This is a genomic window from Streptomyces sp. NBC_01428 (genome assembly GCF_036231965.1).
In the GTDB taxonomy this organism is placed as follows: Bacteria; Actinomycetota; Actinomycetes; order Streptomycetales; family Streptomycetaceae; genus Streptomyces.
Map to the genome: position 1 here is coordinate 3,813,885 of NZ_CP109499.1, position 23,066 is coordinate 3,836,950.

At 72.9% G+C, this 23,066-nt stretch carries 18 protein-coding genes; 6 read left to right on the forward strand and 12 right to left on the reverse strand.

Annotation, left to right across the window (positions count from 1 at the left end):
* Positions 1-271: 271 nt before the first annotated feature.
* Positions 272-1,015, forward strand: a complete 744-nt coding sequence (locus OG406_RS16460; RefSeq protein ID WP_329186392.1) for a hypothetical protein — start codon at positions 272-274, stop codon at positions 1,013-1,015.
* 21 nt (positions 1,016-1,036) lie between these two features.
* Here OG406_RS16460 and OG406_RS16465 read toward each other — a convergent pair whose 3' ends face one another.
* Positions 1,037-2,482, reverse strand: a complete 1,446-nt coding sequence (locus OG406_RS16465) for a glycine hydroxymethyltransferase (protein WP_164369362.1) — start codon at positions 2,480-2,482, stop codon at positions 1,037-1,039.
* A 328-nt stretch (positions 2,483-2,810) separates the two neighbouring features.
* On the opposite strand from OG406_RS16465, the gene rocD reads away from it, so the two are divergent.
* On the forward strand, positions 2,811-4,025 hold the full coding sequence (rocD, locus tag OG406_RS16470; RefSeq protein WP_267049990.1) for an ornithine--oxo-acid transaminase: 1,215 nt from the start codon (positions 2,811-2,813) through the stop codon (positions 4,023-4,025).
* Positions 4,026-4,063: 38 nt separating this feature from the next.
* Here rocD and OG406_RS16475 read toward each other — a convergent pair whose 3' ends face one another.
* Both OG406_RS16475 and OG406_RS16480 read right to left on the reverse strand, forming a co-directional pair.
* A complete protein-coding gene (locus OG406_RS16475) occupies positions 4,064-5,248 on the reverse strand; it encodes a glutathionylspermidine synthase family protein (protein ID WP_329186393.1) in 1,185 nt (394 codons plus the stop codon).
* A 163-nt stretch (positions 5,249-5,411) separates the two neighbouring features.
* Entirely contained in the window at positions 5,412-5,765 is a 354-nt protein-coding gene (locus tag OG406_RS16480) for a hypothetical protein (protein ID WP_164369360.1), read from the reverse strand.
* A 119-nt stretch (positions 5,766-5,884) separates the two neighbouring features.
* Between OG406_RS16480 and OG406_RS16485 the strand changes: the two genes are divergently transcribed.
* The gene (locus OG406_RS16485) at positions 5,885-6,763 is read left to right on the forward strand and encodes a hypothetical protein (protein ID WP_329190837.1); all 879 of its coding nucleotides are present in this window, start codon (positions 5,885-5,887) and stop codon (positions 6,761-6,763) included.
* Between the two features lie 215 nt (positions 6,764-6,978).
* Here the strand turns inward: OG406_RS16485 and pdxR are convergent, their stop codons facing one another.
* Positions 6,979-8,370 (reverse strand): MocR-like pyridoxine biosynthesis transcription factor PdxR, encoded by a 1,392-nt coding sequence (gene pdxR / locus OG406_RS16490; RefSeq protein ID WP_329186394.1) that lies wholly within the window; start codon positions 8,368-8,370, stop codon positions 6,979-6,981.
* 92 nt (positions 8,371-8,462) lie between these two features.
* On the opposite strand from pdxR, the gene OG406_RS16495 reads away from it, so the two are divergent.
* The gene (locus tag OG406_RS16495; protein ID WP_164369358.1) at positions 8,463-8,990 is read left to right on the forward strand and encodes a carboxymuconolactone decarboxylase family protein; all 528 of its coding nucleotides are present in this window, start codon (positions 8,463-8,465) and stop codon (positions 8,988-8,990) included.
* Between the two features lie 49 nt (positions 8,991-9,039).
* Positions 9,040-9,753, forward strand: a complete 714-nt coding sequence (locus tag OG406_RS16500) for an isocitrate lyase/PEP mutase family protein (protein ID WP_164369357.1) — start codon at positions 9,040-9,042, stop codon at positions 9,751-9,753.
* Between the two features lie 86 nt (positions 9,754-9,839).
* Here OG406_RS16500 and OG406_RS16505 read toward each other — a convergent pair whose 3' ends face one another.
* The 6 genes from OG406_RS16505 to OG406_RS16530 form a co-directional block, all read right to left on the reverse strand.
* Positions 9,840-10,802: an ABC transporter substrate-binding protein gene (locus OG406_RS16505; RefSeq protein WP_329186396.1), complete on the reverse strand. Its 963-nt coding sequence runs from the start codon at positions 10,800-10,802 to the stop codon at positions 9,840-9,842.
* 1 nt (position 10,803) lies between these two features.
* Positions 10,804-12,744, reverse strand: a complete 1,941-nt coding sequence (locus OG406_RS16510; RefSeq protein ID WP_329186398.1) for an ABC transporter permease — start codon at positions 12,742-12,744, stop codon at positions 10,804-10,806.
* The gene (locus tag OG406_RS16515; RefSeq protein ID WP_266620190.1) at positions 12,744-13,853 is read right to left on the reverse strand and encodes a quaternary amine ABC transporter ATP-binding protein; all 1,110 of its coding nucleotides are present in this window, start codon (positions 13,851-13,853) and stop codon (positions 12,744-12,746) included. The genes OG406_RS16510 and OG406_RS16515 overlap by 1 nt, the downstream gene beginning before the upstream one ends.
* 89 nt (positions 13,854-13,942) lie before the next feature.
* The gene (locus OG406_RS16520; protein ID WP_266615952.1) at positions 13,943-15,472 is read right to left on the reverse strand and encodes a GMC family oxidoreductase; all 1,530 of its coding nucleotides are present in this window, start codon (positions 15,470-15,472) and stop codon (positions 13,943-13,945) included.
* Between the two features lie 209 nt (positions 15,473-15,681).
* Complete coding sequence (locus OG406_RS16525; RefSeq protein WP_329186400.1) at positions 15,682-17,196, reverse strand: aldehyde dehydrogenase family protein; 1,515 nt, start codon at positions 17,194-17,196, stop codon at positions 15,682-15,684.
* 185 nt (positions 17,197-17,381) lie between these two features.
* Entirely contained in the window at positions 17,382-18,404 is a 1,023-nt protein-coding gene (locus OG406_RS16530) for a hypothetical protein (RefSeq protein WP_329186401.1), read from the reverse strand.
* Between the two features lie 376 nt (positions 18,405-18,780).
* On the opposite strand from OG406_RS16530, the gene OG406_RS16535 reads away from it, so the two are divergent.
* Entirely contained in the window at positions 18,781-19,470 is a 690-nt protein-coding gene (locus OG406_RS16535; RefSeq protein ID WP_329186403.1) for a siderophore-interacting protein, read from the forward strand.
* A gap of 147 nt (positions 19,471-19,617) precedes the next feature.
* Here the strand turns inward: OG406_RS16535 and OG406_RS16540 are convergent, their stop codons facing one another.
* Entirely contained in the window at positions 19,618-20,607 is a 990-nt protein-coding gene (locus tag OG406_RS16540) for a malate dehydrogenase (protein WP_164369350.1), read from the reverse strand.
* Positions 20,608-21,103: 496 nt separating this feature from the next.
* Entirely contained in the window at positions 21,104-22,363 is a 1,260-nt protein-coding gene (locus OG406_RS16545; RefSeq protein ID WP_329186405.1) for a helix-turn-helix domain-containing protein, read from the reverse strand.
* Positions 22,364-23,066 lie beyond the last annotated feature (703 nt).

A 23,066-nucleotide genomic window follows, 5' to 3' on the forward strand; every position in this document is an offset into this window, starting at 1 on the left:
CCCACCCGCCGGCCGCGAGACCGCTCCGAGGTCGGCGGGCCCCGAGAGGGAACCCCGAGGGGTCGAGCGGTGTACCAGGAGTGAGACGTCTCGTGCGGGCCCCACCGGCTGAGGGTGGGCGCGCCGAGCGAGACGGCGGGTGCGATGCCGAGAGGACGAGCGGCCAAGGAACGAGAAGCCGAGGAACGAGAGGCCGAGGGAACGAGGGGCTGGCGACATGGGGGGACGGATGACGTGCAGGGGTCGGTGGGATCGAAGGGGCAGGGCGAGGGTGTGGGGGCGGTTCCTCGTGTCGGTGGCGGTGGCCCTGTCGGCGTCGCTGACGGTCGGCGCCGCGCCGTCCCGGGCCGCGGTCGGTTCCGAGGGCCTCGGTACAGCGGCCGGTTCCGAGGGCCTCGGTACAGCGGCCGGTTCCGAGGGCCTCGGTAAAGGTGACAGCCCGGACCTGGCTCTGGTGATCGCCGGCGACACCGGGCGGACGGTGACGCTGCACTCCGGGGACCGGGACTTCGGGCGGCTGTGGCGGCTGCTGGCGCCCCGGTTCACGGGGACGGAGCAGGTGCCCGACGCGTGGGCCCACGGCGACTATCCGGCGGTGCGGGCCACGGTCGTCTGGGGGCTGACCGGTGTCGGGGGCTGGCCCCAGACAGCTCGTGCGCCCGGCGGGGACGTCGCCGTCGAGCGGCAGGACCAGGTGTTCCTCGCGCGGGACGGCACACCGTGGGTGCGCACGGACGTCTCACCCGACGTGGTCGACGACGACATCCGCTGGCATCGGGCGCCGCGCTCACTGTTCGGGCAGCTGGCGCGGGACGGAAAGCTGTTCGGTCCGCAGCGGGCGGCGCCGGTGTCCACGGGACGGGCGGCGCGGGAGCGGGCGGAGTGGGCGCTGGCCGGAGTCGCCGCGGGGCTACTGATGGGCGCCGGGATCCCCTGGTGCAGACGCCGCGCGGCGACCCGGCGCGAGAACGCCGGATCGCCGCGGGAGCCACGACAGGAGCTGGTCGACCTGTAGGAGCCGGCCGGTGGGCGGCTGTCAGCCGAGGTCGATCTCCGGGTAGAGCGGGAACGGCGCCAGCAGGTCGGTGGCGCGGTGGGCGATCTCGTCGGAGATCTTCGCGTCGAGGACGTGCTGGGCCTTGGACGGAGCGCCCTTGGCGGTGGTGCCGGCCTCGGCGGCGGTGAGGACGCGGTCGATCAGACCGGCGATCTCGTCCATCTCGGCCGCACCGAGACCACGGGTGGTCAGCGCGGGCGTGCCGATGCGGATACCGGAGGTGTACCAGGCGCCGTTCGGGTCGGCGGGAATGGAGTTCCGGTTGGTGACGATGCCCGAGTCGAGCAGGGCCGACTCGGCCTGACGGCCGGTGAGGCCGTAGGAGGAGGCCACGTCGATGAGGTTGAGGTGGTTGTCGGTACCGCCGGTGACCAGCGTGGCGCCGCGGCGCATCAGGCCCTCGGCGAGGGCACGGGCGTTGTCGACGACGGCCTGCGCGTAGTCGCGGAACTCGGGGCGGCGGGCCTCCGCGAGTGCGACGGCCTTGGCGGCCATGACGTGCGGGAGGGGGCCGCCGAGCACCATCGGACAGCCGCGGTCGACCTGCTCGGCGAGGGTCTCGTCGCACAGGACCATGCCGCCGCGCGGGCCGCGGAGCGACTTGTGCGTGGTCGTGGTGACGATCTGGGCGTGCGGCACCGGGTCGAAGTCGCCGGTGAGGACCTTGCCGGCGACGAGGCCGGCGAAGTGGGCCATGTCGACCATGAGGGTGGCGCCGACCTCGTCGGCGATCTCCCGCATGATGCGGAAGTTCACCAGGCGGGGGTAGGCGGAGTAACCGGCGACGATGATCAGCGGCTTGAACTCGCGGGCGGAGGTGCGCAGGGCCTCGTAGTCGATGAGGCCGGTCGCGGGGTCGGTGCCGTAGGAGCGCTGGTCGAACATCTTGCCGGAGATGTTCGGGCGGAAGCCGTGGGTGAGGTGGCCGCCGGCGTCGAGGGACATGCCGAGCATGCGCTGGTTGCCGAAGGCCTGGCGCAGTTCGGCCCAGTCGGCCTCGGTGAGGTCGTTGACGTTGCGGACGCCTGCCTTGGCAAGGGCGGGGGCCTCGACGCGGGCGGCGAGGACGGCCCAGAAGGCGACGAGGTTGGCGTCGATGCCGGAGTGCGGCTGGGCGTAGGCGTGCTCGGCGCCGAAGAGTTCGCGGGCGTGCTCGGCGGCGAGGGCCTCGACAGTGTCGACGTTGCGGCAGCCGGCGTAGAAGCGGCGGCCGACGGTGCCCTCGGCGTACTTGTCGCTGAACCAGTTGCCCATGGCGAGCAGGGTGGCCGGGGAGGCGTAGTTCTCGGACGCGATGAGCTTCAGCATGTCGCGCTGGTCGGCGACTTCCTGGCCGATGGCGTCGGCGACGCGGGGCTCGACGGCCCTGATCACGTCGAGGGCGCTGCGGAAGGCGGTGGACTCGGTGGAAAGGGGCTCTGGCATGACGGCCTCCGGACGTGGCGTTCAGCGTTCACGGGTCGGCCCAGGCGCACGGCACTCGGTTGCCGGGGCTTCCGCCCGGACACGGTCCGGTCCCCTCGTGCGGCCGGATGCAGCGGCCGGAGGGCCGGGACGGGTCCCGGAGAAGTCACAGCGTGGGTGCCGCTCCCCGATGGTCGGTCCCATCCCAGCGCGCCAGTCACGGCCCCGCCGGTCAGCCTACCGGGCGCGCCGGATCACCGGGTTCCCCCGTCCACCATGCGAGCGACGATAGGAAGGAGGCCACAAGCCCACCCTTCGCGGGTCGGAGAACGGAGTTCCGGTGAGCGCCATGGATGCCCTGGAGACGACGGAGGCGTTCATCGCCTCGGCCGACGCGCACAGCGCGCACAACTACCACCCGTTGCCCGTCGTCGTGACGACGGCGGACGGAGCGTGGATGACGGATGTCGAGGGGCGTCGCTTCCTCGACCTGCTGGCCGGCTACTCCGCGCTCAACTTCGGCCACGGCAACCGGCGGCTGGTCGAGGCGGCGAAGGCGCAGCTGGACCGGGTGACGCTGACGTCGCGGGCGTTCCACCACGACCGGTTCGCGGACTTCTGCCGGGAGCTGGCGTCGCTGTGCGGCATGGAGATGGTGCTGCCGATGAACACGGGCGCGGAGGCCGTGGAGACCGCGGTGAAGACGGCCCGGAAGTGGGGGTACCGGGTCAAGGGTGTGCCCGAGGGGCGGGCGAAGATCGTCGTCGCGGGCAACAACTTCCACGGGCGGACGACGACGGTCATCAGCTTCTCGACGGACCAGGAGGCGCGGGCGGACTTCGGGCCGTACACGCCGGGGTTCGAGATCGTGCCGTACGGCGATCTGACGGCGATGCGGGCGGCGGTGTCGGAGAACACGGTGGCGGTCCTGCTCGAACCGATCCAGGGGGAGGCCGGGGTGCTGGTGCCGCCGCCGGGCTATCTGCCGGCGGTGCGGGAGCTGACGCGGGAGCGGGGTGTGCTGTTCGTCGCGGACGAGATCCAGTCGGGACTCGGGCGCACGGGACGGACGTTCGCGTGCGAGCACGAGGATGTGGTGCCGGACATGTACGTCCTCGGGAAGGCGCTCGGCGGCGGGGTGGTGCCGGTGTCGGCCGTCGTGTCGAGCGCGGAGGTGCTGGGCGTGTTCCGGCCCGGGGAGCACGGGTCGACGTTCGGCGGGAATCCGCTGGCCTGCGCGGTGGCGCTGGAGGTGATCGCGATGCTGCGGACGGGCGAGTACCAGCAGCGGGCCGCCGAGCTCGGCGCGCATCTGCACCGCGAGCTGGCGCGGCTCACCGACTCGGGGCATGTGACCGCGGTGCGCGGGCGGGGGCTGTGGGCGGGCGTCGACATCGCCCCGGAGTTCGGCTCGGGGCGGGAGATCTCCGAGAAGCTGATGGACCGGGGTGTGCTGGTCAAGGACACCCATGGCGTCACCGTCCGGATCGCCCCGCCGCTGGTCATCGGCAAGGAGGACCTGGACTGGGGGCTGGGGCAGCTGCGGGACGTACTGGGGGCGTAGGGCGAGCCTCGCCGTCCCGGCGGCCGGGGTGACGGGCTCTAGAGGATCACGTGGGGCAGGAAGCGGGCGTACTCGTCGGTGATGAGGCCGGAGGACTCGCGGATGCCGAGGCCCGCCGCCGCGTCCTCGACGACCCAGGCGCCGAGGACGACGCGGTTGCCGTCGAAGGAGGGCAGCGGCGCCAGTTCCTGGTAGCAGCAGGCCTCTTCGCGGACGACGGGGTCGGCGCCGGGCTCGTGGATCGTCACGCCCTCGCCCTCGCGGCCGAGGAGGGGCTTGGCGACGTAGCCGTTCGTGCGGGCCAGTTCGCGGGGGCCGTCGAGGTAGGCGGGGAGGAGGTTGGGGTGGCCCGGGTACAGCTCCCAGAGGATCGCGAGGAGCGCCTTGTTGGAGAGGAGCATCTTCCAGGCGGGCTCGATCCAGAGGGTGCTCCCCGTGCCGCCGCCGTTGTCGAGGGTGTCCAGGACGTGGTCGGCGAACCGGTCGGCGGTGAGCCATTCCCAGGGATAGAGCTTGAAGCAGCTGCGGATGAAGCGGAGCCGGTTGTCGACGAAGCGGCCGGAGAGGGAGTCCCAGCCGATCTCCTCCATGGAGATCCAGTCAGTGGCGAGGCCCGCCTGTTCGGCGGTCTCCTTCAGGTAGGCGACCGTCATCAGGTCCTCGCCGAGTTCGTCGGCGGCGGAGTGCGCGAAGTGGAGCGGGCTGCCCGGCGGCAACAGGGCTCCCTGCTTCTTCCACGCGGCGACGAGGCGTTCGTGCAGGGAGTTCCACTGGTCGGCACCGGGGAAGCGGTCCTCCATCCAGAACCACTGGGGGCTCGCGGCCTCCACGAGTGAGGTCGGGGTGTCGGCGTTGTACTCCAGGAGCTTCGCCGGACCGGTGCCGTCGTAGCGGAGGTCGAACCGCCCGTAGACGGAGGGAAGTTCGGCGCGCCGGTGCCAGGACTCGGCGACGGCCGCCGCGACCCGCGGGTCGTCGATGCCGAGGTCGGCGAAGCGGCCCCGCTCGACGATGTGCGCGGCGGCCGCGAGGCACATGCCGTGCAGTTCCTCGACGACCTCCTCCAGCGCCTCGATCTCGGGCAGCGAGAAGACGTAGTGGGCGCTCTCGTCCCAGTAGGGGCGCAGCGAGTCGTCGGGGTGGCGGGTGAGCGGGTAGACGAGTCCCTGCTCCTCGACGGTCTGCTGCCAGCCGGGGCGGGGGCTGATGGTGCGGCGTTCCATGGGGTCGGGTCTCTGTTCGGGGTCTGTGTTCGGGGTCTGTGTTCGGCGCGAGCGCGAGGCGAGCTGGTGCTGCGGGGCTGAGGTTGGGGGTGCGGGGCGGATCCGCGTACGGGTGCGGGGGCGGGTGCTTTTCAAACGCCGTGCACTGTGCAGCCCGCGATGATCAGCCGCCCGAGCCGCCCTTGCCGCCGCCGAAGCCGCCGCGGTCGACGCCGCCTCCGTGGCTGCCTCCGCTCGAACTGCCGGATCCCTTGCTGGGCTTGGTGAAGGAGCCGCCGTCGATCCGGCCGCTCTTGTTCGTACCGCCGTAGTACCAGGTGCCGTGGGTCGAGGACTTGGTGGAGGTGCAGTTCTTGTCGGAGACGACCTCGTAGCCCTTGCCGAGCCGGTAGCTGTCGCGGTCGACACAGCGCTTGTCGGGGGCGTCCGAGGAGCAGGCGGTGAGAGCCGCCGCGAGGAGTCCCATGCCGCCGAGGACGACCGTGCCCGATCGCAGCCGGCGCTGTACGTCTGCCATTCCGTTCCCCCGTTGTTCTGTGCAGATTGGTCGGAGTCCAGATTAGAGATGGCGCACGCCGAGCCCGCGTCGGCCCCCCGCGCCGCGCTGTCCCCTACAGTCGCTTCGTGCTCTTTGGAATGGTGTGCGCCCTTGGTGCCTCGGTCTGTTTCGGTACGGCGACGGTTCTCCAGGCGATGGCCGCCCGCGCCGCCGGTGTGGGAGGGACCGACAGCGGGGCCGCGGGTGCGGCGACGCTGCTGCTGCGGGCCTTGCGGCAGTGGCGCTATCTCGCCGGACTCGCCCTGGACGGCGTCGGGTTCCTGCTGCAGATCGCCGCGCTGCGGTCCCTTCCCATCTACGCGGTCGGGGCGGCGCTCGCCGCGAGCCTCGCCGTGACCGCGGTGGTGGCCTCGTGGCTGATCCATGTGCGGCTGAGCCGTGTCGAGTGGGGCGCGGTGGCGGTGGTGTGCGCGGGTCTCGCGATGCTGGGCCTGGCGTCCGGGGCGGAGGGCGACCGGACGGGGTCCCTCGGACTGAAGTACGCGATGCTGGGGATCTCCGTGGTGGTCCTGCTGCTGGGGCTCGTCGGCGGCCGGCTGCCCGACCGGGGACGGGCGCTCACGCTGGGTCTGGGGGCGGGGTTCGGGTTCGGTGTCGTCGAGGTGGCGGTGCGGCTGATCGAGGATCTCGACCCGGGGAGCCTGCTGAGCAACCCGGCGACGTACGCGCTGCTCGTCGGTGGCGGAGCGGCCTTCCTGCTGCTGACCACCGCCCTGCAGCGGGGGTCGGTGACGACGGCCACCGCGGGACTCGTCATCGGGGAGACGATCGGGCCCGCGCTGGTGGGCGTGATCTGGCTCGGTGACCGGACGCGGGAGGGGCTGACCTGGCTGGCGGTCCTCGGGTTCGCGGTGGCCGTGGCGGGCGCACTGGCCCTGGCCCGGTTCGGTGAGGCGCCGGGCACGGAGACGGGTACGGAGCACGAGTCCACGGACGCCGGGTCGCCTCAGGGGTGAGGGCGGGCGCCCGCGAACGGTACGGGCCCCGCGGCACCACCCGGCACAACGCGCGGCGTCACGGCAGGCCCCAGGACAGCGCGTGGGCCCCGGCACCGCCCGGCACAACGCACCGCCGCCTCACCGCGCCACCCCCGCATCGCCGCCTCACCGCCCCACCCCGCCCAGCGCACCGCCTCGCCCCGCACCCGCTCCACCTCGCCGAGCTCATCGCCTCACGGCAGGGCGCGGCACAGGGCGTCCAGGGCGCCGGACCAGGCGTGGTCGGGCGGGGTGCCGTAGCCGACGACCAGGGCGTCCAGCGGGGGGACGGAGGCGTCGGGGTGCCGGTGGCGGGCGAGGCCGTGCACGGCGAGCCCCTGCCAGGCGGTGGCCTGGACGACCGACCGCTCGATGCCGGGCGGGAGTTGGAGCACCGCGTGCAGGCCGGCCGCGATGCCGGTGGCACGGACGGCGGGCGCGCGGGCGGCGAGCGCGGCGACGAGGGCGTCGCGGCGGCGCCGGTATCTGAGCCGGGCGGCGCGCACGTGACGGTCGTACGCGCCGGAGGTGATGAACTCCGCGAGGGTCAGCTGGTCCAGCACGCCGGTGGACCAACCGCCCCCCGCCCTCAGGGAGACGACCTCGTTCACGAGCGACGGCGGCAGGACGAGCCAGCCGAGGCGGAGCCCGGGCGCCAGGGACTTGCTCGCGGTGCCCATGTGGATCACGTGGTCGGGGTCCAGTCCCTGGAGCGCGCCGACGGGCTGCCGGTCGTAGCGGAACTCGCCGTCGTAGTCGTCCTCCAGGACCAGTCCCCCGGTGCGGCGGGCCCAGTCGACGACGGCGGCCCGGCGGTCCGGGTGCAGGGGCACACCCATCGGGAACTGGTGGGCGGGCGTGAGCAGGACGGCGCGCGCACCGGCCATGTCCCGTGTGTCCGTGCCGAGTTCGTCGAACGGGAGCGGGGTCGTGCGCAGGCCCGAGCGGTGCAGGAGGTTCCAGTGCGCGTCGAGCCCGTACGACTCGACGGCGACCGATCGCAGGCCGCGCTGCCGCAGGACGGTTCCGAGCAGGGTCAGCGCGTCCGCGAAGCCCGAGCAGACGAGGATCCGGTCCGGGTCGGCGCGGACGCCCCGGGCGCGGGAGAGGTAGCCCGCGAGGGCGGCGCGCAGTTCGGGGCGGCCGCGCGGGTCGCCGTAGCCGAGGGCCTCGTGGGGGGCGTCGGTCAGGGCGCGCCGGGCGGCCTTGAGCCAGGCGGTGCGCGGGAAGGAGGCGAGGTCGGGGCTGCCGGGGACGAGGTCGTAGGCGGGGCCGCTCGGTTCGCGGCGGCGCTGCGCGGGCTCGGGCCCCCGCGGTGCGACGGTCCGTTCGGCCACCCGGGTCCCGGATCCCTGGCGTGCGGTGAGCCAGCCTTCGGCGACGAGGTCGGCGTAGGCGTCGGCGACCGTGTTGCGGGCGATTCCGAGGTCGGCGGCGAGCGAGCGGGAGGACGGGAGGCGGGTTCCGGGGGCGAGCCTGCCGCCCCGGACGGCCTCGCGCAGCGCGTCCGTCAGCCCCTTGCGGACACCGGATCCGGTGGGTTCCACATGGAGGTCGACGCCCAGAGTGGCCCATGATTTCGCCATGGGAATGGACCATACTCCTGGGCTACTCCCCTCGTAGTGTCGGTGACACGACGACGCGGTGCCCGACCGCGCGGACCACCGGGAGGAACGCCATGACCAGCGGCACGACGACGGAGACCACCACCACGGCCGGCGAGGGAGCGCCGTACGCGCCCGAGCACACGCCGCGGCTGAACTGGGCCCAGCTCGCGCCCGACGTCTACAAGGCGATGGTCAGGCTGGACGCGGCGGCCCGGCGCGGGGTGGATCCCGTGCTCCTGGAGCTTGTGAAGATCCGCGCCTCGCAGCTGAACCACTGCGCCTTCTGCCTCGACATGCACACCAAGGACGCGCTCGCGGCCGGTGAGAGCGTGGAGCGGATCGTGCAGCTCGGCGCGTGGGAGGAGTCGCGGCACTTCTACACGGAGCGGGAGCTCGCGGCCGTCGAGCTGACCGAGGCCGTCACGGTGCTCACGGACGGTTTCGTGCCGGACGCGGTCTACGAGCGGGCGGCGCAGCAGTTCGACGAGGCCGAGCTGGCCCAGCTGATCGCCTGCATCACGGTCATCAACTCCTGGAACCGGTTCGGTGTGACCTGCCGCATGGTGCCCGGTCACTACCGGGCCGGGCAGCACACGTGACCGCCGCCGGAGCGCGGACCGTCGCGGTTCCGGCCGTGACCACCGCGTGGTGAGCGGGGTGGAGCGGTTCCGGGCGCTGCATCACGGTCGCGTGCCGGACGATCCGCTGGTGCTGCCCGGACCGTGGGACGCGGCGAGCGCGCGGGTGTTCGCCGAGGCGGGCTTCCCGGCGCTGGCGACCCCGAGCGCCGGCGTCGCCGCCTCGCTCGGGTACGCGGACGGGCAGACACCGGCCGCCGAGATGTTCGCGGCGGTCGCCCGGATCGCCCGGGCGGTGGACGTGCCGGTGTCGGCGGACGTGGAGGGCGGCTACGGGCTCGCGCCGAAGGAGCTGGTGGAGCGGCTCCTGGAGGCGGGCGCCGTCGGCTGCAATCTGGAGGACTCCGAGGGCGGTGCCCTCAAGGACGCGGAACGGCACGCCGCATGGCTGGCGGAGGTGCGGAGCGCGGCGGCGGACCAGCTGTTCGTGAACGCCCGCGTCGATGTCTTCGAGTACGGCGACGGTGATCCGGAGCGGGTCATCGAGCGGGCCGCGCTGTACGTGTCCGCGGGGGCGGACTGCGTGTACCCGATCGGGGCGCCGGCCGGCGTGCTGCCGCTGCTGCGGTCCGGCATCCGCGGTCCGCTGAACGTGTTCGCCCGGCTCGACGGCGTTCCGGCGGCCGAACTCGGTGAACTCGGCGCCACCCGGGTCACGTTCGGGCCGGGGCTGCAGCGCAGGGCCGCCAGGGCGCTGGGGGACATCGCGGCGGAGCTGAGGTAGTCCGCGAGGGGCCGGCGGCGGATCGGCGCGATGGGTGGGGGGCGGCGCCGTATCGGTCGGCCCCGCCCCCATCCCGCGCGCTCCGGCTACGAGGACAGCCAGGCCCGCCACGTCGACCTGTGCTGGTCGACCCACTTCTTCGCGGCCTCCTGCGGCGTCAACTTGTCGTTGGCGATCATCAGGGAGACCTCGTTCTGGTCCTCGGTGGTCCACTTGAACTTCTTCAGGAAGGCGGCGGCCTTCCCGCCGGTCTTCGCGAAGTCGGCGTTGAGGTACTTCTGCAGCGGGGTGTGCGGATAGGCGCAGGCGACCTTCGCCGCGTCCGCGTCACAGCCCTCCTTGTAGGCGGGCAGCTTCACCTCGGTCATCGGGACCTTCTCGAACAGCCACTGCGGGGAGTACCAGTACGTGAGGAAGGGCTTCTTCTCCTTCGCGAACTGCTTCATCTGCGTGATCTGCGCGGCTTCCGAACCGGCGAACACGACCTGGTAGTTCAGCTTCAGGTTGTTCACCAGCGCCTTGTCGTTGGTGACGTACGACGGGGAGCCGTCGAGGAGCTGTCCCTTGCCGCCGCTCTCCGGGGTGCGGAGCTGGTCGGCGTACTTGTTGAGGTTCTTCCAGTTCGTGACGTCGGGGTGCTGCTTGGCGAAGTACGTCGGGACGTACCAGCCGATGTGCCCGGTCACGCCGAGGTCGCCGCCGGGGGCGATGAGCTTCTTGTCGGTGACGTAGCGCTTCTCCTGGTCCGGGTGGCCCCAGTCCTCCAGGATGGCGTCGACGCGGCCCTGGCTGAGGGCGTCCCAGGCGGGCACCTCGTCGACCTGGACGGTGTCGACGCGGTACCCCAGCTCGTGTTCGAGCAGGTACTGCGCCACGCCCACGTTGGCCTGGGCGCCGACCCAGGACTGCACGGACAGGGTCACCGTCTTGGCGCCCTGGGCGTTCGCGAACGGCGAGGCCTGTTTGGTCATGTCGGCGGCGCCGCAGCCGGTGAGCAGCAGCAGGGCCGATGTACCGGCCAGGGCCGCGGATGTCGTACGGAGTCGCATGTCAGGCTCCCTTCCTCACGCGGCGTTCGGTGGGCTGGGTCACCCGGTCGAGCATCAGGCCGAGGCAGACGATCGCGGCGCCGGCGACCAGGCCGGTGGCGAGGTCGCCCTGGGCGAGGCCGAACACGACGTCGTAGCCGAGCGCGCCACCGCCGACCAGGCCGCCGATGATGACGACGGCGAGGACCAGGACGACGCCCTGGTTGACGGCGAGTTGCAGCGCCGGGCGCGCGAGCGGGAGCTGGACCTGGCGCAGTTGCTGCGCGGGGGTCGCGCCGAGCGAGCGCGAGGCCTCCATGGCCGCCGGGTCGACGGCGCGCAGTCCCTGCGTCGTGATGCGGACGACGGCGGGCAGCGCGTAGACCACGGCCGCGGCGACGGCGGGTGCGCGGCCGACGCCGAACAGCGCGACGACGGGGATGAGGTACACGAACTGCGGCATGGTCTGGAAGACGTCGAGGACCGGCCGGAGCAGTCGCTCGAAGCGTTCGCTGCGGGCCGCGGCGATGCCGACGGCGAAGCCGATCACGAGGGTGACGGCGACGGCGGCGAGCACCTGCGACAGCGTGTCGAGGGACGGCTTCCACACACCGAGGACGCCGATGGCGGCCATGGCGAGGACGGCGGTGAGCGCGGTGCGCCAGGTGCCGATGAGCCAGGCCAGGGCGGCGACGATCAGCAGCACCGACCACCAGGGCAGCCACTGGAGGCCGTCCCGGACGGGGTCGAGGACCCAGGTGGTGAAGTGGCCGGCCCAGTCGGCGGTGCCGCCGATGTAGGGGACGCCCGAGTAGAGGTGGTCGGTCATCCAGTCGACGGCGTTGTTCACCGGCTCGGCGATGTTGACGACCCAGGCGTCGGGCCAGTCCAGCCGGCCGGCGAGTCGCCCGGCGACGGCCACGACCACCGCGGCCGCCGCTCCGTACAGCCAGGGGGTGCTCGTGCGGGCCTCGCCGAGGCGTTCGCCGGCCGCGCCGGTGACGCGGTCGAGGACGACGGCGAGGAGCACGATCGGGATGCCGGCGGAGAGGGCGGCGCCCACGTCGACGGAGGCGAGGGCCTGGTAGACGCGGTCACCGAGACCGCCGGCGCCGATGACGGACGCGATGACGGCCATGGACAGCGCCATCATGATCGTCTGGTTGAGGCCGAGGAGGAGTTCCTTGCGGGCCAGCGGGAGGCGGGCGGTGAGCAGGCGCTGGCGGGCCGTGGCGCCGAGCGAGGCGACGGCCTCCATCACGCCCTCGTCGGCGTCGCGCAGTCCGAGCGCGGTGAGGCGGGCCATGGGCGGCGCGGCGTAGACGACGGTGGCGAGGACGGCCGCGGGGACGCCGATGCCGAAGACCAGCACGACCGGCAGCAGGTACGCGAAGGCCGGGAGCACCTGCATGGTGTCCAGGACGGGGCGCAGCGCGCGGTGGGTGCGGTCGGAGAGCCCGGCGGCGAGGCCGAGCAGGGCGCCGAGGACGACGGAGGCGAGGACGGCGACCACCATGACCGCGAGGGTCTGCATGGTGGGCACCCACATGCCGAGCAGTCCGCAGGCGAGGAACGCGGCGCCGGTGCCGAGCGCGAGCCGGACCCCGGCGGCGCGCCAGGCCACCACGGCGGCGACGGCGGTCACTCCGGCCCAGCCGGCCGCGAGGAGCAGCAGGTAGACGCCGCGTACGGAGAGGACGACGGCGTTGCTGACGTAGCCGAAGAAGTAGAGGAACAGCGGGTGGCTGTCGCGGTTGTCGATGATCCAGTCGCTGGCCTTGCCGAGCGGTTCGGTCAGGTCGACGGTGAGGGCGTGCGGCCAGCTGCCGCTGGCCCAGCGGGCGTCGGCGAGCGGCACGAGGACCGCGGCGACGACGGCGAGGAGCAGGAGTTTGCCGACGGCGGGGTGCCGGAGGCGGGCGGGCAGGACGGTGCGGGGGGCGGACGCGGTGACTGTGGCCATCACACCGCCTCCTTCCGCAGGTCCGCCCCGGCGCGTGGGTCCGCGCCGGTCCGGGTGTCCGTGCCGGCGTTCAGGTCGGAGCCGGCGACGACGGCGAGCAGCCGTTCGTGGTCGACGACGCCGAGGCAGCGGCCGTCCTGGACGACGCAGGCGGCGCGTCCGCTGCCGGAGACCGTCTTGATGGCGTCGGCGACGACGGTGCCGGGGGCGAGGGCGCCGGGGTGGTCGGCCGCGCCGCAGTCGCCGGGCCGCATGGCGGTGCGGACGGTCATGACCTGCTCGCGGGGTACGTCCCGGACGAACTCGCGGACGTAGTCGTCGGCCGGGGAGCCGACGATCTCCTCGGGGGTGCCGAGCTGGACGATCCGTCCGTCGCGCATCAGGGCGATGCGGTCACCGAGGCGCAGTGCCTCGGAGAGGTCGTGGGTGATGAAGACCATCGTGCGGCCCTCCTCGTGGTGCAGCCGGACGACCTCCTCCTGCATGTCCCGCCGGATCATCGGGTCGAGCGCGCTGAACGGCTCGTCGAAGAGCAGGACCTCGGGGTCGACGGCGAGTGCGCGGGCCAGCCCGACGCGCTGCTGCTGACCGCCGGAGAGCTGTCCGGGCCTGCGCTGTTCCATGCCTTCCAGGCCGACCTTGGCGACGACCTCGGCGGCCTTCGCGCGGCGTTCCTCACGCGGCACGCCCTGGATCTCCAGGCCGTAGGCGACGTTGTCGAGGACGGAGCGGTGCGGCAGCAGGCCGAAGTGCTGGAAGACCATGGCGGCGCGGTGGCGGCGCAGTTCGCGCAGCCGGCCCTTGTCCATGGCGAGGACGTCCTCGCCGTCGATGGCGAGACGGCCCGAGGTCGGCTCGATGAGCCGGGTGAGGCAGCGGACGAGGGTGGACTTGCCCGAGCCGGACAGGCCCATGACGACGAAGACCTCGCCCTTGCGGACGTCGAAGCTGACGTCGCGGACGGCGGCGGTGCAGCCGGTGGCCTCGCGGAGTTCGGCGGCGTCGAGCGAGGCGAGTTCGGGGTCGCCGGGGACGCGGTCGGCCTTGGGGCCGAACACCTTCCACAGGTTCTGTACGGAGAAGACGGGCTGGGTCTCGTCGCCGCTCATCTCGACTCCTTCGCCGGGCCGGGTGGTTGGGGTGCCGACTGCCGTGCTGTCGTCCTCGGCGGACGGGTTCACGTCGGTGGTCGTACTCATCACGCACCGCCTCCGATCAGTTCGGCGGCCTTCTCGCCGACCATGAGCACCCCGATCATCGGGTTCACGGCGGGCATGGTCGGGAAGACGGAGGCGTCGGCGATCCGGATGCCGTCGAGGCCGCGGACCCTCAACTCGGGGTCGACGACCGCGTGTTCGTCGGACGCCTCGCCCATCCGGCAGGTGCCCGCCGGGTGGTAGACGGTGTGCGCGACCTGGCGTGCGTACGCGCTGAGTTCCTCGTCGTCCGTGACGGCGGGGCCGGGGCAGACCTCGCGCTTGAGCCAGCCGGCGAGCGGCTCGGCCTTGGCTATCTCGCGGGCGATCTTGATGCCGTCGACGAGGGTGCGGCCGTCGTAGTCGTCCTCGTCCGTGAAGTACCGGAAGTCGAGGGCGGGCTTGACGGCCGGGTCGGCGCTCGTCAGGTAGAGGCGGCCGCGGCTGCGCGGCTTGGGGATGTTGGGGGTCATCGAGACGCCGTGCGCGGGGCGTTCGTAGCCGAGGCGCTCGGGGTTGTCCGTGAACGGGATCTGGTAGAAGTGGAACATCAGGTCGGGGCCCTGCTGTTCGGGGTCGCGGCGCACGAAGAGGCCCGCGTCGGAGTCCATCGCGGAGTTCTCGGGGATCGGCCCGTTGGTCTCCCAGACGATCACGGACTCGGGGTGGTCGAGGAGGTTCTCGCCGACGCCGGGCAGGTCGTGCACGACGGGGATGTCCAGTTCCTCCAGGTCACCGGCGGGGCCGATGCCGGAGTGCAGCAGCAGGCGCGGGGAGTCGACGGCGCCCGCGCAGAGCAGGACCTCGTTCTTCGCGCTCACGAGGACCTCTTCGCCGTCCTTCGTGCGGACGTGGACGCCGGTGACGCGGGTCCCGTCGAGTTCCAGCTTGTACGCCCAGGTCTCCAGCAGGAGCGTGAGATTGGGGCGTTCGTCCATCACGGGGTGCAGGTACGCGACGGAGGCGCTGGAGCGCTTGTTGTTCTCCGGGTGGTACGCGAGGTCGAAGAAGCCGACGCCCTCGGTGAACGGCTTCTGGTTGAAGCCCTCGACGCGGGGCACGTCGAGCGCGGTCCGCGCGGCGTCCACGAAGTCGCGGGCGATGGCGTTCCGGTCCTTCTCGTCGACCGGCACGATGTTGTTGAGGAGCCGCGCGAAGTACGCCTCCATCGGGACCGCGCCCCAGCCCTTGGCGCCGGCCGCCTCCCACTCGTCCCAGTCGGACGGCAGCGGCTTGAACGCGATGAGGGTGTTGTGCGACGAGCAGCCGCCGAGCACCCGGGCGCGGCTGTGCCGGATGTGGGAGTTGCCGCGTGGCTGTTCGGTCGTCGGGTAGTCGTAGTCGAGTTCCCCGCCGAGCAGGCCCATCCAGCGGCGCAGGGTCAGGACGTCGTCGCGGCCCACGTCGCTGGGCCCGCCCTCGATGACGGCGACGGTGACGTCGGGGTTCTCGGTGAGGCGGGACGCGATCACGGAGCCCGCCGTGCCGCCGCCGATGACGACGTAGTCGTACCTGTTCTCGTGCTGGGACATGGAATGTGCTCCAAGGTGCCTTGTGCGGTGGGGGGTTGGGGAGGGGGACGAAGATGCGGACGGGAATGGGGACGGGGGGCGCCGGGGACGTCGGGGTACGGGTCCGCGCCGGGCGGCGGATCGGTGCGTCGCCCGCGGGGACGGTGGCCGGGCGTCCGGCGCCGTGCCGTCGGTCGTCGGGCCGGCGAGCGAGGCCGGCCCTGCGGGGTTCAGCCGGCGAACCAGCGAACGGGCTGTGGCGCGAGGTTCTGGTAGACGTGCTTGGTCTCGCGGTACTCGGCGAGTCCGGCCGGGCCGAGTTCGCGTCCGACGCCGCTCTTGCCGAAGCCGCCCCACTCCGCCTGCGGGAGGTAGGGGTGGAAGTCGTTGATCCAGACCGTGCCGTGCCGCAGTCGGCCGGCGACACGGCGCGCGCGGCCGGCGTCGGCGGTCCAGACGGCGCCGGCGAGGCCGTACTCGGTGTCGTTGGCGAGGGCGACGGCCTCGTCCTCGGTGGCGAACGTCTCCACGGTCAGGACGGGTCCGAAGACCTCCTCGCGGACCACGCGCATCTCGCGGTGGCACTGGTCGAGGACGGTCGGCTCGTAGAAGTAGCCGGTGGCGGGCCGGACGTCGGACGGGTCGGGCCGCTTGCCGCCGGACCGCAGCACCGCTCCCTCGGCCAGCGCGGAGGCGACGTACGCCTCCGTCTTCTCGCGCTGCTGCGCGGAGACGAGCGGGCCGCACTCCACGCCGTCCTCGGTGCCGCGGCCGAGCCGGATCGCGCCTGCCCTGCGGGCGAGTTCGGCGACGAAGCGCTCGCGCACGGACTCCTCGACGATGAGGCGCGAGCCCGCCGAGCAGACCTGGCCGCTGTGGATGAAGGCGGCGTTGAGGGCCTGGTCGACGGCGGTGTCGAAGCCCTCCTCGGTGGCGCAGGCGTCGGCGAAGACGACGTTGGGGTTCTTGCCGCCGAGTTCGAGCGCGACCTTCTTGACGGTGTCGGCGGCGGCGTGCGCGACCTTCGTGCCGCTGACCAGGCCGCCGGTGAAGGAGACGAGGTCGACGTCGGGGTGCTCGGCGAGGCGGGCGCCGACCGTGTGGCCGGGGCCGGTGACGATTCCCGCCACCCCGTCGGGCAGGCCCGCCTCGGCGAGCAGGGCGAGCAGGGCGACGGTGGTCAGCGGGGTGATCTCGCTGGGCTTGACCACGAAGGTGTTGCCCGCGGCGAGCGCCGGGGCGATCTTCCAACTGGCCTGGAGGAGGGGGTAGTTCCAGGGGGTGATCAGCGCGCAGACGCCGACGGGTTCGTGCACGACGACGCTGTGGATGTCGGCCGAGCCCGCGTCGACCACGCGTCCGCCACCCTCGCCCACGACGAGGTCGGCGAAGTAGCGGAAGGCGTCGGCGACACAGTCGATGTCGACGCGCCCCTCCTCCACGGTCTTGCCCGCGTCCCGGCTCTCCAGCAGGCCGAGTTCCTCGCGGTCGCGGACGAGGAGATCGGCGACGCGGCGCAGCAGGGCGGCGCGGTCGGCGACCGGGGTGTGCGGCCAGGGGCCCTCGTCGAAGGCCCTGCGGGCGGCGGCCACCGCGAGGTCGGTGTCCTTCTCGTCGCCCTCCGCGACCACGGCGAACGGCTGGGCATCGGCGGGGTCGAGGATCTCGCGCGTCGCGCCGGAGAGCGCCGCACGCCACTCGCCGCCCACGTGGATGGTCTGTTCTGCCTGCTGCTGTCCGGCCATGATCGGTGTTGCCTTCCGTTCCTGTTCGACGCCCCTGAGTCACACAGGTGTGACCCCGGGGGCCGTGAGCACATGCCCATCGGCCTCGGATGCATGCACAACCGGACACCGAAAGTGCGCCAGGTCACGGAAAAACCCACCAAAACAGGATGAGAAGGGGCGAATCACAGGCCGTGCGGCGGTGCTCAGGTGCCGCAGGCGGACCCGGTCGGGCAGAAGGAGTCCACGGCCGTCGTGAGCCGGTCGCTCATGTCCGTACCGGCGGGGCCGCTGGCGACGATGGCGTACGGCGTGCCGTCCGCGGCCTGGAAGCGGTGGTCGATGGTCTCGGTGGCCCCGAACTGCCTGCTGTCGTAGCGGTAGCTGAACTCCGCCCAGTCGGCGCCGCTCCGCCGGTTCAGGTACCGGTAGCCCTTGAACCCCTCCGCGATGTCCTGGGCCTGCGCCGAGGAGTCCGTCACGGAGACCTCCTTGACCGGGAACACCATGAGCTTGCGGTCGCCGCCGGGGGCCGTGTAGGTGACGACGGGCGCCAGCTTCCCCTGGGTCTGGTCGCGCGCCCAGCCGACGGGCACGTCCACGGTGTAGCCGAGCGGATCGACGGCCCTGCTGTATCCGGGGGACGGCGCCGGGGCGGTGGGCGAGGCCGGATCGGCGTAGGCGCCCTCGTCACCGGTGTTGTAGGGGCCGTCCGAGGGGACACCGGTGGTCGCCGTGACAGTCACGGCGGGTCCGGCCGATGCGCCCCGCGTCCCACGGTTCGCCGCGTCGTCCCTGGTGAGGGCCCAGAGCCCGCCCCCGACGCCGCCCGCGAGAACGGCCACGGCGACGATCACCAGCAACAGCCGCCGCGAGTCCCCGGGCCCCTGCCCCTGGCCCCCGTCGGACGGGGGCGCACCGCCCCCGGGCCACGGCTGGACGGGCGGCGACCAGGCGGGCGACTGCTGCTGGGGCGGCCAGGACCGCTGCGGCGACGGCGGCGGACCGACGGGCCCCTCGGGCGTCCCGGCGGGCGGCGGCGGGTACAGGTCGGGCCGCACGGTCCCGGCCTGGGTGGCGGCGGCCCACCACGCGCCGTTCCGCTGCTCCCCGTCCCCCTGCCCCCGGCCACCGTCGGCAGGACTCGCAGGGTCCCGGTCCTCACGGCCGTCGCCCTCGTCACCGTCGTCGACCCACTGCCGACGGTCCGCGTCCCATCGCTGCGCCATCCCGTCACCCCCGCTCCGGCACGGCCCCGTCCGCCGGCCGAGCCCCGACGCCTGATCGCCGGACCCGGCCGCTCCCCTGCCCCGGGCGGACCGTACGCAACGACGATAGTGACGTTCACCCCCGACGCACCCCTCTTTATGGCGACAAAGCACGTCTGTTCGATGCGTACTTTCCGTACGCCCCACCAGCCCCGTCCGCCCGCACAGCACGTCCCGCGCTCTGCCGGCCGGTCGAGCCTTCCCCTTCCCTGCGAGTGCCGAGCCGCGCGCACGCGTCCGGTGAGGAACCCGCGCTGGAACCCGCCCGCAGACACCTCTACGGTGACAGCGCGCCCTCCACTCACGCCCCAACACCCCCTCCCCCGAGGAGTATTCGATGCCCGCGCTGCTCACACGCGTCCTCGACCGGCTGATGCTCCAGGGCAGGGTCACCGAGGCCGAACCGGTGGCCGCGCGCATGCGGCGTCTGCGCGTCGAGGGCCCCGCCCTGACCGGCCTCGATCCACGTCCGGGACAACAGGTGCGGGTCCTGGTGGAGGGCACGCTGACCCGGCGGACGTACTCGGTCTGGCGCTACGACCCCGCCGGCGCCGTCGAGTTGTGCGTGCTGGACCACGAGGGCGCGGGGCCCGGGGCCCGTTGGGGACGGAGCGTGCGCACCGGGGACACGGTCCGATTCGGCGGGCCCGAGGGGTCGTTCGTGCTGCGTCCGGACGCGACGCGCCATGTGTTCGTCGGGGACGAGACGGCGTCGGTCGCGTTCGGTTCGATGCTGGCGGCGCTGCCCGCGTCGGCGGACGTCTCGGGCTGCCTGGAGACGCGGACCCCCGAGGACAGGCTCCCGCTCCCGCACGCGGACCGCCTCGGCTGGACGCTGCGCGGCACCGGCTCCCTCGCCGACGCGGTACGGGGGCTGAACCCGCCGCCGGGCGGCGTCGCGTACGTCGCGGGCGAGGCCCGGACCGTGCAGAGCGTGAAGCGGATCCTCGTCCAGGAATCCGGCTGGGACCGGCGCACGGTGGTGACGAAGCCGTTCTGGGCGCCGGGGAAGCGGGGGCTGGAGTAGCCCCGACGCCCGCGGAGCACCGTCACCCGACGAGCACCAACGCTCCGAGGAGCACCAACGCACGGACGCCCGGACGGTTTTCGCCGTCCGGGCGTCGTGGTTCACCGCCGGGGACCGCCTCCGCGGAGGCGGTCCGGGCAGGTCAGATCAGATCAGGCCGAGACCGCGGACCGCCTCGCGCTCCTCCTCGAGCTCCTTGACGGAGGCGTCGATGCGGGCGCGGGAGAACTCGTTGATGTCCAGGCCCTGGACGATCTCGTAGCGGCCGTCCTTCGTGGTGACGGGGAAGGACGAGATGAGGCCCTCCGGCACGCCGTACGAACCGTCCGACGGGATACCCATGGAGGTCCAGTCGCCGTCCGCCGTGCCGTTGACCCAGGTGTACACGTGGTCGATGGCGGCGTTGGCGGCGGAGGCGGCCGAGGACGCGCCACGGGCCTCGATGATCGCGGCGCCACGCTTGGCGACGGTCGGGATGAAGTCCTCGGCGAGCCACTTCTCGTCGTTGACGACCTCGGCCGCGTTCTTGCCGCCCACCGTGGCGTGGAAGATGTCGGGGTACTGCGTGGCGGAGTGGTTGCCCCAGATCGTCAGACGCTGGATGTCGGCGACCGTGCTGCCGGTCTTCTTCGCGAGCTGGGTCAGCGCGCGGTTGTGGTCCAGACGCGTCATCGCCGTGAAGCGCTCGGCGGGTACGTCCGGGGCGGCGGCCTGCGCGATGAGCGCGTTCGTGTTCGCCGGGTTGCCGACGACCAGGATCTTGACGTCGTCCGCGGCGTTGTCGTTGATGGCCTTGCCCTGCGGCTTGAAGATGCCGCCGTTGGCGGAGAGCAGGTCGCCGCGCTCCATGCCCTTGGTACGGGGGCGGGCGCCGACGAGGAGGCCGACGTTGGTGCCGTCGAAGGCGACGTTCGGGTCGTCCGTGATGTCGATGCCCTGGAGGAGCGGGAAGGCGCAGTCGTCGAGCTCCATGGCGGTGCCCTCGGCGGCCTTCAGCGCCGGCGTGATCTCCAGGAGGCGCAGCTTGACCGGCACGTCCGCGCCGAGCAGCTGGCCGGAGGCGATGCGGAAGAGCAGGGCGTAACCGATCTGGCCGGCCGCGCCGGTGACGGTGACGTTCACGGGAGTGCGGGTCATGGCGTTCTCCGTATGACAGCAGGCGGTGGGGCGTCCCTGCCCCGGGTGCAGGATCTTCCCCGGCAACCGCCGCAATGATCGATCAAGGAGTTCGATGATCGATCTCTCGGCGTCAAGAGAGATCCGCCGTCAGGCTATCGCGCATCCGGGACCCCGTACGTCCGGGTCCGTGTGGCCCACCCCACAGATCCCAGGGGGGAGGCGGTCGCCGGGCCCGGGAGAGGGGGTGAGCTCGGCGACCGCCAGGTGGGTGCCGGGGTCGGGGGAGGCGGTTTCGCCCTCTCCCGACAGCACCGGATCCCGTGGGGGTACGGCTCGCCTGCCCCCTTCGCGCGAACTCATTCATCTTCCGGCGGACATTTCTCCGAGGCCCCCGGCAGACCTTCATTCGCCCCCTCGGCCGCCTCCGCCCCTACCGGCCCGAACCCGGGACTCCGGCCCCGGACTCCGCTCCCCGAACGCCGGAGGGGCTGACTCTTCCCGTACGTGAGGGGCCCTACTTCGTGCAGCCCTTCTGCCCGGCCTTCAGCGTCGCGCAGGCCCGCGCGTCCCCCGCGTCCTTGACCGCGACCATCGGCGTGTACGCGTCCGTGTCCGCGTCGACCGCCCCCGTCTGCCGCGCCGCGGTCCCGGACGACACGTCGACCCGGTCCCCCGGCGCCGCCCGCGTGATCCGCGCCCAAGCGGCCCCGCACGTCCTGCTGTAGCGCACCTCCACCAGCGTGGTGCCCACCGTCACGCTGGTGGTGGTCGTGGCCAACTCACCGCCGCAGCCCATGTTCTCCGGGTCCTTGCCGGTGCACGGGGCCCCGGCGCACTTCACGCCGGGCGGCAGATCGGGCTGGGTGCTCGCGGACACCGCCGGCGACTTCCGGGTACCGCCGGCTTCCTTCTTGTCCCCGCCGCCGGTGAGGTACACGGCCACGGCGACGACCACCAGGGCCCCCACGACCCCCGCGAGGAACATCACCAGCCGCCGCTTGCGCCGCGCGCGGTCCTCCCCCGCCCCCACGGGCCGCGCGTCCTGCGGCGACGGCTCCCCGGCCGCCGCGTCCGTCCCGGGCTCACCGGGCGCACCGGTTGTCGCGCCGCCGCGCGGCGGCGCGACAACCCCCCAGCCGCCACCACCGGGTCCCGCTCCACCTCCCGAACGTGAGCCCGAGCCCGAGCCCGGCCGGGACGACGACGTCCCCCCGTACGACGGTTCGCCCCCGTCCCGTCCGGTCGGCTGGAGCGGCACGGACGGCGACACCGAGGGCGTCGTCGAGGGTGTCGCCTTCGGCGGAATCGTGGGTGAGACCCCCGCCGGCCCGGCGATCCCCGGCGTCGCGGTCGCGCTGCCGGCCCGTCGGCCGGCCGTGGCCTGCCGCCCGCCGCCCCCGCTCGCGGCGCCTCCCTTGGCACCGGCCGCCGGCCCGAACTCCCCGAGCGCGGCGCGCGCCTGGGATATCCGGATCGCCTCCATCGTCATGTCGTGCCGCATCTCGGAGCGGCTCCAGGCGCGCTCGGCCAGCTCCCACATGGTCGTGAGGTGGACGGGGCTCGCCCCGGTCACCTCGGAGAGCGCGACGATCGCTCCCTTGGGCGCGAGCAGCCGCCCGTTCAGATAGCGCTCCCAGGACGTCTTGCTGTAGCCCGTGCGGTCGGCCACGGCGGCGATGCTCAACCCGCTCCGGTCGACGAGCCGTCGCAGTTGTCCGGCGAACTCCTTGACCTGCGGATCGAGTTCGTCCGGCAGGCCTTTCCAACGAGGCATTCCTTCCCCCCTCTTCCCCCGTTTCGTGCACGACGTTTCCCCCGCGTGCGTCTCCCCCTGCTCCCGGTCGCCGTGTCGGGCGGGAGACGACACCGTCTCCCGCCGCGTCCCCGTTCTGGCTACCCACAGGGATGCGCCCGCTCCGGTCTCCAGTTCCCGGAACGGGGGCGCACGGGTGCATTCAGGCCGGGACGGGCACCGTCGTGCGCCACCCGGACCACGATCCAGTGTTCCATCGGCAGCCCGTACGAACAGGCCGTTCGGCGCACATCACCAAACTTGTCAACACATCGACACAACGAGGACACATGGGTGACCTCAGAGGCCACAGAAGCGGTCAGGAGCCGCAGGGCGGACGACCGGTCCGGAACGAAGGAGGCGCCGGGCGGTGGACACCGACAGCGACAACGGACAGCGGGACGGGTGGCGACGGCCCGGCGGGGCACTCGCCCAGCCGCCCCGACCGGCGTCCCGACCCCGCCCCAACTGCCGTTCCGGCGGCTCCAGTCGGGCGGTTCCCGTAGCAGGGCGCGGACACCGTACCGGAACGGTCACTTCCGTGCCACAGGGACCGGCCGACTGTTGAACGGGCCTGCCCGGTGCACAAGGGTTGACCCCAGGCGGTCCACCCGCCCGATCGCGGCCCGTCCTTACTCGGGGGAGAGGACGGGCCGCTGTCGTACCCGGACCGCCGTCCGCGCTC